This is a genomic window from Agrobacterium sp. MS2, from assembly GCF_003261015.1.
Taxonomy (GTDB): domain Bacteria; phylum Pseudomonadota; class Alphaproteobacteria; order Rhizobiales; family Rhizobiaceae; genus Agrobacterium; species Agrobacterium pusense.
The window spans coordinates 267,120-279,910 of sequence record NZ_QLNF01000084.1; the positions used below are offsets into that span (position 1 = coordinate 267,120).

At 58.8% G+C, this 12,791-nt stretch carries 14 protein-coding genes; all 14 read right to left on the reverse strand.

The genetic code is table 11. From position 1 onward, the window contains the following. Positions 1-35 precede the first annotated feature (35 nt). Positions 36-734, reverse strand: coding sequence for a tRNA (guanosine(46)-N7)-methyltransferase TrmB (gene trmB, locus DOU54_RS21420; RefSeq protein WP_006698911.1), 699 nt, complete (start codon positions 732-734; stop codon positions 36-38). Between the two features lie 170 nt (positions 735-904). Continuing rightward, positions 905-2,167 (reverse strand): methionine adenosyltransferase, encoded by a 1,263-nt coding sequence (gene metK / locus DOU54_RS21425; RefSeq protein ID WP_004439623.1) that lies wholly within the window; start codon positions 2,165-2,167, stop codon positions 905-907. A 191-nt stretch (positions 2,168-2,358) separates the two neighbouring features. Then, positions 2,359-2,778 (reverse strand): helix-turn-helix domain-containing protein, encoded by a 420-nt coding sequence (locus DOU54_RS21430; protein WP_004439621.1) that lies wholly within the window; start codon positions 2,776-2,778, stop codon positions 2,359-2,361. Between the two features lie 132 nt (positions 2,779-2,910). After that, positions 2,911-4,500, reverse strand: coding sequence for an apolipoprotein N-acyltransferase (gene lnt, locus DOU54_RS21435; protein WP_113731818.1), 1,590 nt, complete (start codon positions 4,498-4,500; stop codon positions 2,911-2,913). A 204-nt stretch (positions 4,501-4,704) separates the two neighbouring features. After that, positions 4,705-5,844, reverse strand: a complete 1,140-nt coding sequence (locus DOU54_RS21440) for a hemolysin family protein (RefSeq protein WP_004439615.1) — start codon at positions 5,842-5,844, stop codon at positions 4,705-4,707. A 15-nt stretch (positions 5,845-5,859) separates the two neighbouring features. Beyond that, positions 5,860-6,366 (reverse strand): rRNA maturation RNase YbeY, encoded by a 507-nt coding sequence (gene ybeY / locus DOU54_RS21445; RefSeq protein WP_006698908.1) that lies wholly within the window; start codon positions 6,364-6,366, stop codon positions 5,860-5,862. A 10-nt stretch (positions 6,367-6,376) separates the two neighbouring features. Beyond that, the gene (locus tag DOU54_RS21450; RefSeq protein ID WP_004439610.1) at positions 6,377-7,432 is read right to left on the reverse strand and encodes a PhoH family protein; all 1,056 of its coding nucleotides are present in this window, start codon (positions 7,430-7,432) and stop codon (positions 6,377-6,379) included. Positions 7,433-7,472: 40 nt separating this feature from the next. Continuing rightward, positions 7,473-8,912, reverse strand: coding sequence for a tRNA (N6-isopentenyl adenosine(37)-C2)-methylthiotransferase MiaB (gene miaB, locus DOU54_RS21455; RefSeq protein ID WP_022555517.1), 1,440 nt, complete (start codon positions 8,910-8,912; stop codon positions 7,473-7,475). A 62-nt stretch (positions 8,913-8,974) separates the two neighbouring features. Continuing rightward, complete coding sequence (gene olsA / locus DOU54_RS21460; protein ID WP_113731819.1) at positions 8,975-9,772, reverse strand: lyso-ornithine lipid O-acyltransferase; 798 nt, start codon at positions 9,770-9,772, stop codon at positions 8,975-8,977. 30 nt (positions 9,773-9,802) lie between these two features. Next, positions 9,803-10,231 carry a Fur family transcriptional regulator gene (locus DOU54_RS21465; RefSeq protein WP_004439602.1) on the reverse strand — a complete coding sequence of 143 codons (429 nt, stop codon included), beginning with the start codon at positions 10,229-10,231 and terminating at the stop codon, positions 9,803-9,805. Between the two features lie 64 nt (positions 10,232-10,295). Continuing rightward, positions 10,296-10,790 carry a GNAT family N-acetyltransferase gene (locus DOU54_RS21470; RefSeq protein WP_006698905.1) on the reverse strand — a complete coding sequence of 165 codons (495 nt, stop codon included), beginning with the start codon at positions 10,788-10,790 and terminating at the stop codon, positions 10,296-10,298. Positions 10,791-10,833: 43 nt separating this feature from the next. Further along, a complete protein-coding gene (gene tsaB / locus DOU54_RS21475) occupies positions 10,834-11,502 on the reverse strand; it encodes a tRNA (adenosine(37)-N6)-threonylcarbamoyltransferase complex dimerization subunit type 1 TsaB (protein ID WP_113380896.1) in 669 nt (222 codons plus the stop codon). 17 nt (positions 11,503-11,519) lie between these two features. Beyond that, positions 11,520-12,083, reverse strand: a complete 564-nt coding sequence (locus tag DOU54_RS21480) for a NifU family protein (protein ID WP_006698903.1) — start codon at positions 12,081-12,083, stop codon at positions 11,520-11,522. Between the two features lie 144 nt (positions 12,084-12,227). After that, entirely contained in the window at positions 12,228-12,719 is a 492-nt protein-coding gene (locus DOU54_RS21485; RefSeq protein ID WP_003503758.1) for a universal stress protein, read from the reverse strand. Between the last annotated feature and the right edge of the window lie 72 nt (positions 12,720-12,791).

Sequence of the window (12,791 nt, forward strand, 5' to 3'; positions counted from 1 at the left end):
ACGTGAAACCGCTGCGCACTTTTACTGGAAATGCTTTAGCGACGGATGAAGGTGAGATAGGCCGAGCTGCGGCCTTCTCTTTTCGCCTTGTTCTCGTAACGCGTGCCCGGCCAGTTGGCATAGGGCGTGCGCCAGTCATCAGCGCTTGTCGCCGTCCATTCAAAGCCGCCGTGCCGGGCGCAATGCTGCAGCGTCCAGTTGACGTAAGTGTCGATGTCAGACGCAAAGCAGAACCTGCCGCCGGGTTTCAACACACGATGGAAACGGGCGAGATTGACGTCTGACACGAAACGCCGCTTCCAGTGCTTCTTTTTCGGCCAGGGATCGGGATAAAGCAGATCGATGTGATCGATCGATCCCTCAGGCAGCCAGTCGAGCAGCTGCGTCGCATCATCGTCGTAAAGGCGGATATTCATCAGTTCACGTTCGCGAACCGTGGCGAGCAGCTTGGCCATGGAATTGACGAAGGGCTCGACACCGATGAAACCCGTCTCGGGATTTTCGACCGCGCGGTGGGCGAGATGTTCGCCACCGCCGAAACCGATCTCAAGACGGATCGATCGCACATCTGCCGGAAAGAGCGCGGCGAGATTTTGCGGTGGCACGCTTTCCAGATCGATTTTCAGCAAAGGCAGCAGATTTTCGATCGTATCGACCTGCTGATTGCGCAGGGGCTTGCCCTTGCGCCTGCCAAAAAACGCTTCCGTCGCGCGCGAACGCCGTTCTTCCGTCATCTCATACTCTCAAGACCAAATAGACTTAACCCGCACAGCACCCCGTGAGGCACTGTGCGGGTTACAAAACTCGGTGACGGTATCTCTCAATCGCCGCCAAATAACAAGCGCGATATCCAGTTGACGCATTTTCCGGACGTAAAACCGCTACGCACTTTTACTGGAAATGCTTAAGCGCTCAAAGCTTCCTTGAGCGGCTTCACCAGATCGAGCTTCTCCCAGGAGAAGGAGCCGTCGCGGCCAGCCTTGCGGCCGAAGTGGCCGTAGGAAGACGTCTTGGCGTAGATCGGCTTGTTGAGATCGAGATGACGGCGAATGCCCGATGGCGAAAGGTCCATGACCTTGCGGATCGCGGCCTCGACCTGATCTTCGCTGACCTTGCCGGTGCCATGCAGATCGACATAGATCGACAGCGGCTGCGCAATGCCGATTGCATAGGAAATCTGAATGGTGCAGCGCTCGGCGAGGCCGGCAGCCACGACGTTCTTCGCAAGGTAGCGGGCGGCATAGGCGGCGGAACGGTCGACCTTGGTCGTGTCCTTGCCCGAGAATGCGCCACCACCGTGCGGGGCAGCACCGCCATAGGTGTCAACGATGATCTTGCGGCCGGTCAGGCCGGCATCACCATCGGGACCGCCGATGACGAACTTGCCGGTCGGGTTGATATACCACTGGCAATCGTCGGCGATCTTCAGGTCGCCAAGCGCTTCGCGGATATAGGGTTCGACAACAGCACGAACCTTCTTCGAATCCCAGCTTGCATCGAGATGCTGCGTGGACAGCACGATGGAGACGGCTTCGGAAGCCTTGCCGTCGACGTAACGAACCGTCACCTGGCTCTTGGCGTCGGGGCCGAGCTTGGCCGCCTCGCCTTCGCCGCTTTTACGGGCGGTGGCGAGCAGCTGCAGGATACGGTGGGAATAATAGATCGGCGCCGGCATGAGGTCAGGCGTTTCCTTGCAGGCGTAACCGAACATGATGCCCTGGTCGCCGGCACCCTCGTCGCCCTGCTTGTCGGAAGCGTTGTCCACACCCTGCGCGATATCAGCCGACTGCGGATGCAGGAGAACGTCGATCTTGGCGGTCTTCCAGTGGAAACCATCCTGCTCGTAGCCAATATCGCGGATAGCCTTGCGGGCGGCGGATTTGAACTTCGAGGGATTGATAACCGGATGGCCGGCTGCGTCCTTGAGGACCTTGCCGTCCTTGTCCTTCTTCAGCAGCGTATCGGGAACCCGAACCTCACCCGCAATCACGACGCGGTTGGTCGTTGCAAGCGTTTCGCAGGCGATGCGCACGGTCCACGGGTCCACGCCCGTCTTGGCCGCTTCACGGTAAATGAGATCCACGATTTCATCGGAAATACGATCACAAACCTTGTCCGGATGACCCTCGGCCACGGACTCGCTGGTGAACAGATAATTGGCACGCATGCGGGATTCCCCTCAAAGAACGGTCTTCGAGTTTGTTAGTCATTTCGGCCGCGAAAAACAAGGACACAACCACATAAATATATCTTTATGTGAGAATTCCTTTCTAATCTGGCACAAAAAAACGGTCCCTGCGGACCGTTGAGTGCCCGGCATCCCGTGCCGGAAATTTTCTGCGCTGCAGGGGCCAGGCCCTACTCGGCATCGCCCTCGGCGGCGAGCGCCTTGACGAGATCGACCAGACGGCGACGGACCTTCGGGTCGGCGATCTTCACGAAGGCGCGGTTCAACTGCAAACCTTCCGCCGAAGACAGGAAGTCGACGACGTAATTGGAGCTCGAGGCTTCCGCCATGCCGGATGTACCGCCAGCCTGATCGCCGGGTGCATCTTCGAAAAAAAAGGAAACCGGTACATTGAGGATCGCCGAGATATTCTGCAGGCGGCTGGCGCCAACACGGTTCGTGCCCTTTTCGTACTTCTGAATTTGCTGAAAGGTAATTCCGAGACTTTCACCCAGTTTTTCCTGGCTCATGCCGAGCATGGTTCTGCGAAGACGAATTCGGCTTCCGACATGAATGTCGATGGGGTTAGGCTTTTTCTTATTTTCGGTCATCATGCGGTCCTGACACTCGGATGGGTTGATATCTCGCTTCATTACTATTCGAAGAAATGAGCCGGTATTTCGACAGCAGCTAAACTTGTTTTACGACTGACGTATTCACTATGCAATTGCAGGAGTTCCCGGTCAATTCTGGCACCGGGCAAAACTCCAGGCAGGAAATACCGCAGCGATCATCATCACGGAAAAAATCAACCAGAAATACGTCCGATGTGTGTCGTAAGTAAATGCGTCGTTTGACCCACCACTCAAAGTGGCGTCAACAATGCCCACCCGACCGTAATCCAATCCGGCAATAATGCGGCCATAAGGGTCTATAACCGCCGAGATACCCGTATTGGCACCGCGAATCACCGGCACACCCGTCTCAACCGCCCGCACTCTGGCCTGAAGAAAGTGCTGATACGGCCCAGGCGTATCACCAAACCAGCCGTCATTCGTCACATTGAGGATCGCCGCCGAGCCAGCGAGAGCCGGAGTCATCTCACCGGGAAAAATGATCTCGTAACAGATCAGCGGATAAAAGGTCTTTCCGGATGGAAGCGTCAGGGGCGTGCGCGAAGAGGCTGCTGAAAAGCCCCCGGGCAGGGCGATGACATTATCAATGCCAAACTCCCGCAGGATACCCTCGAAGGGAACATATTCTCCAAAGGGGGTCAGATGGACCTTGTCCGTCGCGCCGATGATTTCTCCCTGACTGTCGATGGCGTAGACCGAGTTATAATAACGCGGCGGCCTGCCAGCACCCGCATCTTCCATCCTGACGGCTCCGGTGAAGAGCACCTGCCCGTCTTGCAGCGTCTTTGCGATCTCGGCCAGCGCGTCGGGATTTTGCGTTAGGATGAACGGCACCGAGGTTTCGGGCCAGACAATGATGTCGGGGCGCTTTTTGCCTTCGCCCGGAGGCAGGGCTGTCAACCGCAGATGCTCGCCGAAAATCTCGGCGCGGTCATCATTCAGCATCTTGCGAGACTGATCGATGGACGGTTGGACGATTCTGACTGTCACCGCATCTGCCGGTGTCTCCGCGGGTGTCTGGAGGCGGTAGAAGCCATAACCCACATGGCTGGCCAGCAGCAGCGCCGCCAGGGAAAGGCCGGGCCACATGCCTTTTCTCGTGGCGATGAGCGCGGGGGACGCGAAGATGAAAACGGCAAGCGTGGTCACACCAAAAAGACCGATCAGATGCGCCGACTGCATCATGACCGGGATCGGCATGATGCCGTAACCTATGGCGTTCCACGGAAAGCCCGTCGCCAGGAAACTGCGCAGCCATTCCGTAAATCCGAATGCGGCGGCAAGGGCGGCGATCCGACCTAGACCGTTTGACCACACAAGATTGGCCGCAGCAACCGCGAAACCGTAAAACAGCGCCAGAAAGGCCGGAAGCCCAAGGATGGCAAGCGGCAGCGCCCAGGCAAATTCATCCGCTTCAAGCAGAAGCGCGTTGCCCAGCCACCACAGGCCAGCCACGAAATAACCGAGACCGAAACACCAGCCTATACCAAAAGCGGGAAGGATGCGGCTGAAGAGGCCGCCGCCCGGCTTGCCGGTGCAGCCATCCACCAGCCAGACCAACAGGGTGAAAGACAGGAAAAGCGCTGCGAAGAAACCGAATGGAGGAAGGGCGAGCGCTCCGACCGCGCCTGCAGCAATCGCCATCACTGCGCGGCTCATGCCGCCGGCCAGCATCACCCTGCCTGCAAGACGCTCCATGCCATCTCCGTATCATGCGCATCCGGAAACCCGCTCCAGGCAAGCCATTCCGCGAAATTTCCCTTTCTTTCGACGTAAAGGAAAAAAGATCCGCCGTCCACATCAGGCAGGGCAGATGGAGCGGGATCTCATGCCCGGGTAGTCGAACCCGCAGAATCCGGAAGATCAAACGGCGGGATCGACGGGGGCTACCCGTCTATCCTTTCAGTCCACGTTCTGCTGATGGGCGATCAACCGCGTCTCCGGCGGCGGCAATGCAATCACCTCACCGGCATCGCCAGGGGCGCGGTCGTCTTCCCCTTCGGAGCCGTGATCGCGTACGATACGAACGCCCTTGATACGCCTCGTATCCGCATCGAGGATCTGAAACTCGAAACCGGGCACGGCGCGAACGACCTCGCCCTTGGCGGGGATACGGCCCAGCGCGAAGAAGATGAGTCCACCGAGCGTATCGATTTCTTCCAGATGTTCGCGCACGTCGAATTCCGGACCGATAGCCTCGGCAAGTTCGGTGAGTTCCGCGCGGGCATCCGCCACGAGCACATCGGCAGAAAGACGCGAGAACATCGCCTCGTCCTTGTCGTGCTCGTCGTCGATGTCCCCAACCACCATCTCGACGATGTCCTCATGGCTGACAAGACCGTCGGTACCGCCATATTCATCGATCACCACGGCGAGCTGGGTTCTCTGGGCCTGCATGGTCTTCAGAAGATCGGAGGCCAACATGGAGGGCGGCGCGAAAAGAATCTTGCGCACCAGCCCGGCATCGGCAACCGTCTTTTCCAGATCGACCCGCGCAAGATCGAAATTCGGCCGCGGCGACCGCGGCGCCTTCACTTCACCGTAAGCGACGCCACGCGATCCCACCCGGCGCTTGTTGCGAGCCTGTTTGGCAACATAAGCAAGCAGATCGCGGATATGGATCATCCCCTTGGGGTCGTCCAGCGTCTCTTCATAAACCGGCATACGGGAACGTCCGGTTTCCTCAAACAGGATCAGCGCGTCACCGATCGTCATATTCTGATCGAGACCGTCAATATCCACCCGCGGGATCATGATATCTTCGACCCTGATCTCACGGAAACGGAGGATGTTGTGTAGCATCGCCCGTTCTTCGGGCGTAAAGGCGGCGCCTATTTCAGTGTCGTCCATCAGCGCATCGGTCAGATCCTCGCGCAGGCGCTCACCCTGAGACGGTTTCAGCAACCGCGCGATGCGCGACCAGATGGTCGATCTCGGTTTGGCATTGTAGTCCTGACGTAAGTGACTACTGCCCTCCTCCGAAGAGGACTGCTCGCCGTTTTCTCTGCCCTCATTGGCAGGTCGTGCAGAATGTTCGTTCATGGCTCCAGACAATATTTAAAGCGGTTCTTGACCCGCATAGGGATCAGATAGGCCAAGCACCGCCAAAATGCGAGTCTCAAGCGACTCCATTTCTTCCGCTTCTTCCTCGTCCATGTGGTCATAACCAAACAAATGCAGGAACCCATGAACGAGAAGATGGGTCAGATGATCCTCGAAACTCTTCTCAAGTTCAAGGGCCTCTCGCTCTACCGTTTCTCTCGCGACGACGATATCGCCCAGCATAGGGCCGGGCATTCCGCCCGGTTCCAGCGGAAAAGCAGGGAAAGACAAGACGTTGGTCGCCTTGTCCTTGTCACGCCACTCGGCGTTGATTTCCCGGATATTTTCATCGTCGGTGAAGACCAGCGAGAGCTCGACCGGCATTTTCGGGAAGGGTTGATCCTCTTCCCGCTTCAGAAAATCGACCGCCGCATCCAGCGTCTTTGACGCAAAGGCAGACAGGTCCTCTTCCGAGGACCAGCCTTCGGCCTCGACGCTGATTTGAATATCCAAAGCTGTCATTGTCTTTTCGTCAGTCGCCCTTCAGCAGGCTCTCATCCGGCACAGCCGTATGGGATTCATAGGCCCGGACAATGCGCGCCACCATCGGGTGACGGACAACGTCCACATCCTTGAAACGCACAACGGACACGCCTTCCACATCCGTGAGGATCTGCAGGGCTTCCACGAGGCCAGACTTCACGCCGCGCGGCAAGTCCACCTGGCTTGGGTCGCCGGTCACAATCATGCGACCGTTTTCGCCAAGGCGCGTCAGGAACATCTTCATCTGCATGGTAGTAGTATTCTGGGCTTCGTCCAGAATGACGGCGGCATTGGCAAGCGTGCGGCCGCGCATGAAAGCCAGAGGTGCAATTTCGATGACGCCCGCCTGAATGGCGCGCTCCACTTTGTCGCCGGGCATCATGTCATACAGCGCGTCATAAAGCGGGCGGAGATACGGATCGACCTTTTCCTTCATGTCGCCGGGCAGGAAGCCCAGACGCTCACCCGCTTCAACGGCGGGACGCGAAAGGATGATGCGATCGACCGCGCCACGCTCCAGAAGCTGCGCGGCATGCGCCACGGCCAGATAGGTCTTGCCCGTGCCGGCAGGACCAACACCGAAAACGAGTTCGGATTGTTCCAAGGCGCGCATATAGACGTCCTGCGTGGGCGTCCGCGCCGAAATGGTTTTCTTGCGCGTTGAAATCTGCGCCATGGAAATCTTCGCCTTGCGCTCCATGGTCGGCAGCGTCAGCTGGTCGTCCGCTGCGACGGCCATGCGGATCGCCCCCTCGACATCAGAAAGCTCGACGGCGCCACCCTTCAGCAAACGCTCGTAAAGGAAATCAAGCGCGCGGCGGGCCTGATTGGTGGAGACCACATCGCCGGTGATGGCGACTGAATTTCCACGCGGACGAGCGTCGATATTGAGGCGCTGCTCCAGAAGCTTCAGGTTCTGATCGAACTGACCGAATAGCTCTCCTGCTATCCTGTTATTCTCGAACGTGAGGACGAAGTGATTGGCGTCGGTCGCGGCTTGGCGTGGCTGGCGCGATGAATTTGATACCAATTCGTGTGCGTTCAAGCGGTCAGGCTCCTGTCCCAATCAGTGTAGGCTCCCCACTCTAACTCTCTGCCACCTCGGCAAACAAGCTGTTTGGACCCGTTGCGGTGATTCGTACATTAACAATGTCACCGATTTTCAAAGTCTTTGCATCAAGATTCACGGATTGCAGCCACGGAGAACGACCTATCAACTGCTCAGTCATGCGGCCGGGCTTTTCCAGCAGCACATCCATGGTCTTTCCGACCAGCGACTCCGCAAATTCCTTCTGTTGCCGCAGCAAGAGAGCCTGCAATCTTTCCAACCGCTCGGCCTTCACGTCTTCCGCAACCTGGTCCGTGAGGTCGGCCCCCGGCGTGCCGGGACGGGTGGAGTATTTGAACGAGAAGGCCTGCGCGTACTTTACCGTTTCGACCATCGCCATCGTATCTTCGAAATCGCGATCCGTCTCGCCGGGGAAACCGACAATAAAGTCTCCAGACATGGCAATATCAGGGCGGGCGGCGCGGATTTTTTCAATAAGCTGGATATATTCCTCGCCCGTATGGCGACGGTTCATCGCTTTCAGAATTCGGTCCGAACCGGACTGAACCGGCAGATGCAGATAGGGCATCAGGATGCGCAGGTCGCGATGGGCGCCGATCAGGCGATCGTCCATGTCGCGCGGATGGCTGGTGGTGTAGCGAAGCCTCGCAAGGCCCGGAATTTCCGCCAGCCGGTAAAGCAGTTCGGCAAGGCCCCATTTTTCGCCCTTCGGGCCTTCGCCCTGCCAGGCGTTGACGTTCTGGCCGAGCAGCGTGATCTCACGCACGCCGGCATCGACAAGCTTCATCGCCTCATCAACAATCTGGCGCACGGGACGGGAAACCTCCGAACCGCGCGTATAGGGCACGACACAGAAGGTACAGAACTTGTCGCAACCTTCCTGCACGGTCAAAAAAGCCGTAACACCGCGCGTTCGCAGCGTGGATTTCTCGGCAACCGGCAGGTGTTCGAACTTGTCCTCAACCGCGTATTCGGTCTCGATGACGCGCTCGCCTCCACGTACCCGTTTCAGTGCTTCCGGCAGGCGGTGATAGGTCTGCGGGCCGATGACGACATCCACGGCGGGCGCCCGGCGAAGGATTTCCTCGCCTTCCGCCTGCGCCACGCAGCCGGCAACGCCGATCATGAATTCCCGACCCTGCTCTTCGCGCGACTTTTTCATGTCCCGCAGGCGGCCAAGCGCAGAGTAGACCTTTTCCGCCGCCTTTTCGCGAATGTGACAGGTATTCAGCAGAACCAGATCCGCCTCGCCCATATCCTCCGTCTGAACATAACCGTCCTTCGCCAGCGCATCGCTCATGCGGACGGAATCGTAGACGTTCATCTGACAGCCATAAGTCTTGATGAAGACCTTTCTGCTGTTTGCCCCATCGCGCGCGATGGATGCGGGCTGGCTGTTCGAACCCTCGCGGGCGATCATGGGTGGGGCGTCAAGGCCAAGCGTTTCCTGGGTCATGGCGGCTATCTAGTGTTTTTCACGGCGAGATTAAACAGAAAAATGCCGGAAAAGCTACGATCTCACGAATTCCGCCAGCCGCCGCGCAAGCTGAAGGCCAGCATTGAGCGGATGGAGGCGGCGATATCGGTCGCCAGTCGCTTGCGGTTGTCGGTGCTGTGGAACCGGACGCTGTCACCAAATGTCACGTCGACATCGATGGCGCCCGCTTTGATGATGCCGAGCAGATGCGGCACGAGCGTGATGCTGCCCGGCCAGGCGGCGATGACGCGATGGTAGCGCCCCATCGCCATGCCATGCAGCCGCGTATAGGCGATGGCGACCGGCTGGACATAAACAAGCTTGCCCGGTACCTGTTCTGCGGCGGTGGACGCCGCACCGAAGAGCGAGGATTTGACGGCCAGCATGCGGTTTCCGTCCGAGGTGGTTCCTTCGGGAAAGAGGACAACGATCTCGCCATCGGCCATGCGGCTGGCGATCTCGCTCACCTGCATGCCGGTGCTGCGTTTCTGCTCGCGTTGAACGAAGATGCTTTTCTGCAGCCGCGCGAGCCAGCCGAAAACCGGCCAGTCGCGCACCTCGGTCTTGGCGATGAACACCACGTCGGCAATGCTGCCCAAAACGAGGATGTCTTTCCATGAGGCGTGATTGACCGCGAGCATTAACGGCTTTGCCCGCTCCACTTCCCCGTGGACATGCACGCGTATGCCGAGAACATGGCAGGCGATACGATGCCAGACGCGGGGAATGCGGCGGCGGAGCCGCCAGTCGAAGGCAAGGCCCAGCAGTTGAAGCGGCAGCAAAACAAGCGTGACGATCAGGAGTACGACCGCAATATAGGCTGTCCGCAGCCACATCATGATGGGAACGCCCGCTTGTTCACCGGCGTCTCAGTGTTCGCCAGGCTTCAATGGCACGCCGTAAAGTTCCAGCCGGTGATCCACGAGCCTGAAGCCGTGTTCGCGGGCGATCTTCTCCTGCAGAGCTTCGATCTCGGCCGAGTGAAATTCAATGACGACGCCATTCTTCAGGTCGATCAGGTGATCGTGATGCTCTTCAGGCACGGTCTCGTAGCGTGAACGGCCGTCGCGAAAATCGTGACGCTCGATGATGCCGGCATCCTCGAACAGCTTCACCGTTCTATAGACGGTGGAAATCGAGATGCGCGGGTCCACGGCGGAGGAACGGCGGTAAAGCTCCTCGACATCTGGATGGTCGGCCGATTCCTGAAGGACGCGGGCGATGACACGGCGTTGGTCGGTCATCCGCATACCGCGTTCGGCACAAAGCTCCTCCAGCGTTTTCGAAAGGTCTGTCACGTCTTATGGCCTTTTGAGAATTCCGGTTTGCGGCTTTCGCCGAAAAAATGCCTGTCGCAGGGAACTAGCGAAGATCGCGGCGCATGACAAGCGCCGTCGACTTCGTTCCATCCTTGGCGGTGTAATAGGCCTTGCGTTCCGCGACGGTTTTGAACCCGAGCTTCCTGTAAAGACCCAGAGCGGACGCGTTGTTATTATCAACTTCAAGGAACATGGTTTCTGCGCCGCGCATCATTGCCTCGCGGATGGCCGACTGCATCAAACGCCAGCCGAGACCCGCACGTGCGAACTTGTCGGCAACCGCCACGGTCAGGATTTCAGCTTCTCCCGCCACTTCCCTCGCCAGCACGAATCCACCGAGCGGCTTGCTGAAAAAGGCGTTTGTCTGCCGGGCAACGGCACCGAAAACCGATCCCTGCGTCAGCAGTCCCGAAAACTCCCCGTCGTTCCACGGGCGCGGAAAGCGCAACGCATGCAGTTCCGCAACCGCGGCGCAATCCTCATGCTGCATCGGCACGATCTCGAAATAGGGCTTCCAGCTTAGATATTCGTCAAACATATCAGGAATCGGGAATCAGAAACATGCACTCATGCATGCCGTATCAGGCAACGTCCTGACGTGCCAGCGCAAAACCGGTTTGTGGCCGGGCATCCGGCCCACGCAGATAAAGCGGTGCCGGTTTCGCCTGCCCTTCCGGCTTGCGCGCGCCAGCACGGGCAACGGAGGCGATCGGAAAGTGGTCCGGCCCGGACCCGCTTTCCTCTCCTGCAAACAGCGGCGCGGCGGAGCCGATGACGGGACCATTAAAACCGGAAAGAACACTCTTGGCGTCATCCAGAGACAGAAGCGCCGCCTCGTTGAGTGGTAATCCGTCCATGCCGAATGTCTGGAGATAGGTTTCGCCACGTTTGGCATCCAGACCGACCGCCACTGGCCGGTCGGGGTTTTGCAGCAGATGATGCAGGGCGAGCGTTTCTAGCGTGGTGACGCCGACGGCCTCGACGCCGAGCGACAGGGCAAAACCGCGCGCCGCGGCAACACCGACCCGGATGCCCGTGAAGGACCCGGGGCCGATGGTCACGGCAATACGCCCGACATTCCGCAGCGACAGTTGCGCCTGCTCCAGAGCCCCATCGATCACGGCCATCAGCCTTTCGGCATGGCCCTTGCCAATTGTTTCGCAGACTTCCCCAAGCACCCTGTCCGAGGTGCTGTCATAGATACAGGCGGAACAGTCCACACCTGCGGTGTCGAGTGCGAGAACAATCATGATCTGGCTTTACAGCATTATACCGCTTCGACTTCGCGCACTTCCGGCACGAAATGGCGAAGCAGATTCTGAACACCATGCTTCAGCGTGGCGGTGGAGGATGGGCAGCCCGAGCACGCGCCCTTCATGTTCAGGAACACCGTGCCGTCGCGGAAGCCGCGGAAGGTGATGTCGCCGCCGTCCTGCGCCACGGCGGGACGGACGCGGGTTTCCAGCAGTTCCTTGATGGTGGCGACGATGGTTTCATCACCCTCTTCGAAGAACTCGCCTTCCTCATCCGATACTTCGGCCGCAATGGCAGTGCCCATGATCGGGCGGCCGGACATGAAGTGTTCCATGATCGCGCCCAGAATGGCGGGCTTCAGGTGCTGCCATTCCGCGCCGTCCTTGGTGACGGTGATGAAATCGAAACCGAAATAAACGCCGGTCACACCCGGTATCATGAAGAGGCGCTCTGCCAGCGGCGAAGCTTGGGCCTGCGACGGGTTGAGGAACTCCACCGTTCCGCTTTCGAGCACGACCTTGCCCGGCAAGAACTTCAGCGTTGTCGGGTTCGGCGTGGCTTCCGTCTGAATGAACATCGTCAGTCTCCTTCGAGGTCGCCGTTCACGCCCCGCAATTTAGAATTCTTCCAAAAAATACGCCCGGCGAAGCTACACTTCAAGCCCTGACATGATAATTACATTCAAGAAATCGTCAGGCCCTGAATCTCGCCCGAAACCGGATCAGCAGAGAGCGTCGATTTCCTCATCGGACAAAGTATCCGGCAACACGGTGACGGGGATCGGGAAGGCTGCCCCTCGCCCGGCGATGGAGGAAACGAGCGGTCCCGGACCTTCCTTCGTCGATCCCGCCGCCAGAACGAGAATGGCGATATCGCGGTCTTCCTCGATCAGCCCGTGGATCTGCTCGGTGGCGCTGCCTTCGCGGATCACCGCTTCCGGCTCGATGCCGATCGTCTCGCGCACCTTCTGGGCGATCTTGGCAAGCGTGGCTTCCGCCTCCTCGCGCGCCTCGGCCCGCATGATCTGCTCGACGCCAAGCCACTGCTGGAAATCGCCTTCCGGGATCATGTAAAGCAGCACCAGCCCGCCATTGGAGTTCTTGGCGCGACGACCGGCATAGTGCACGGCCCTCTCGCATTCCGGCGTGTCATCGATAACTGCAAGAAACTTGCGCCGATGCCCTTCCAGACGCGACAGCCGTTTTGAAACCATTCTGCACTCCCTAGGTCCGCCGTGATCCGTAAACCGCCCGACGGTTCGGGCGGAGATTATATCAAATCACGA

Bases quoted from the DNA above. Each gene is read 5' to 3' on its own strand.
- olsA (WP_113731819.1), bottom strand. From the start codon at position 9,772: ATGATGTGGCTGCGGACAGCCTATATTGCGGTCGTACTCCTGATCGTC.
- tsaB (WP_113380896.1), bottom strand. From the start codon at position 11,502: ATGATTGTTCTCGCACTCGACACCGCAGGTGTGGACTGTTCCGCCTGT.
- DOU54_RS21480 (WP_006698903.1), bottom strand. From the start codon at position 12,083: ATGTTCATTCAGACGGAAGCCACGCCGAACCCGACAACGCTGAAGTTC.
- trmB (WP_006698911.1), bottom strand. From the start codon at position 734: ATGACGGAAGAACGGCGTTCGCGCGCGACGGAAGCGTTTTTTGGCAGG.
- metK (WP_004439623.1), bottom strand. From the start codon at position 2,167: ATGCGTGCCAATTATCTGTTCACCAGCGAGTCCGTGGCCGAGGGTCAT.
- DOU54_RS21430 (WP_004439621.1), bottom strand. From the start codon at position 2,778: ATGACCGAAAATAAGAAAAAGCCTAACCCCATCGACATTCATGTCGGA.
- DOU54_RS21470 (WP_006698905.1), bottom strand. From the start codon at position 10,790: ATGTTTGACGAATATCTAAGCTGGAAGCCCTATTTCGAGATCGTGCCG.
- ybeY (WP_006698908.1), bottom strand. From the start codon at position 6,366: ATGACAGCTTTGGATATTCAAATCAGCGTCGAGGCCGAAGGCTGGTCC.
- lnt (WP_113731818.1), bottom strand. From the start codon at position 4,500: ATGGAGCGTCTTGCAGGCAGGGTGATGCTGGCCGGCGGCATGAGCCGC.
- DOU54_RS21440 (WP_004439615.1), bottom strand. From the start codon at position 5,844: ATGAACGAACATTCTGCACGACCTGCCAATGAGGGCAGAGAAAACGGC.
- DOU54_RS21485 (WP_003503758.1), bottom strand. From the start codon at position 12,719: ATGGTTTCAAAACGGCTGTCGCGTCTGGAAGGGCATCGGCGCAAGTTT.
- miaB (WP_022555517.1), bottom strand. From the start codon at position 8,912: ATGACCCAGGAAACGCTTGGCCTTGACGCCCCACCCATGATCGCCCGC.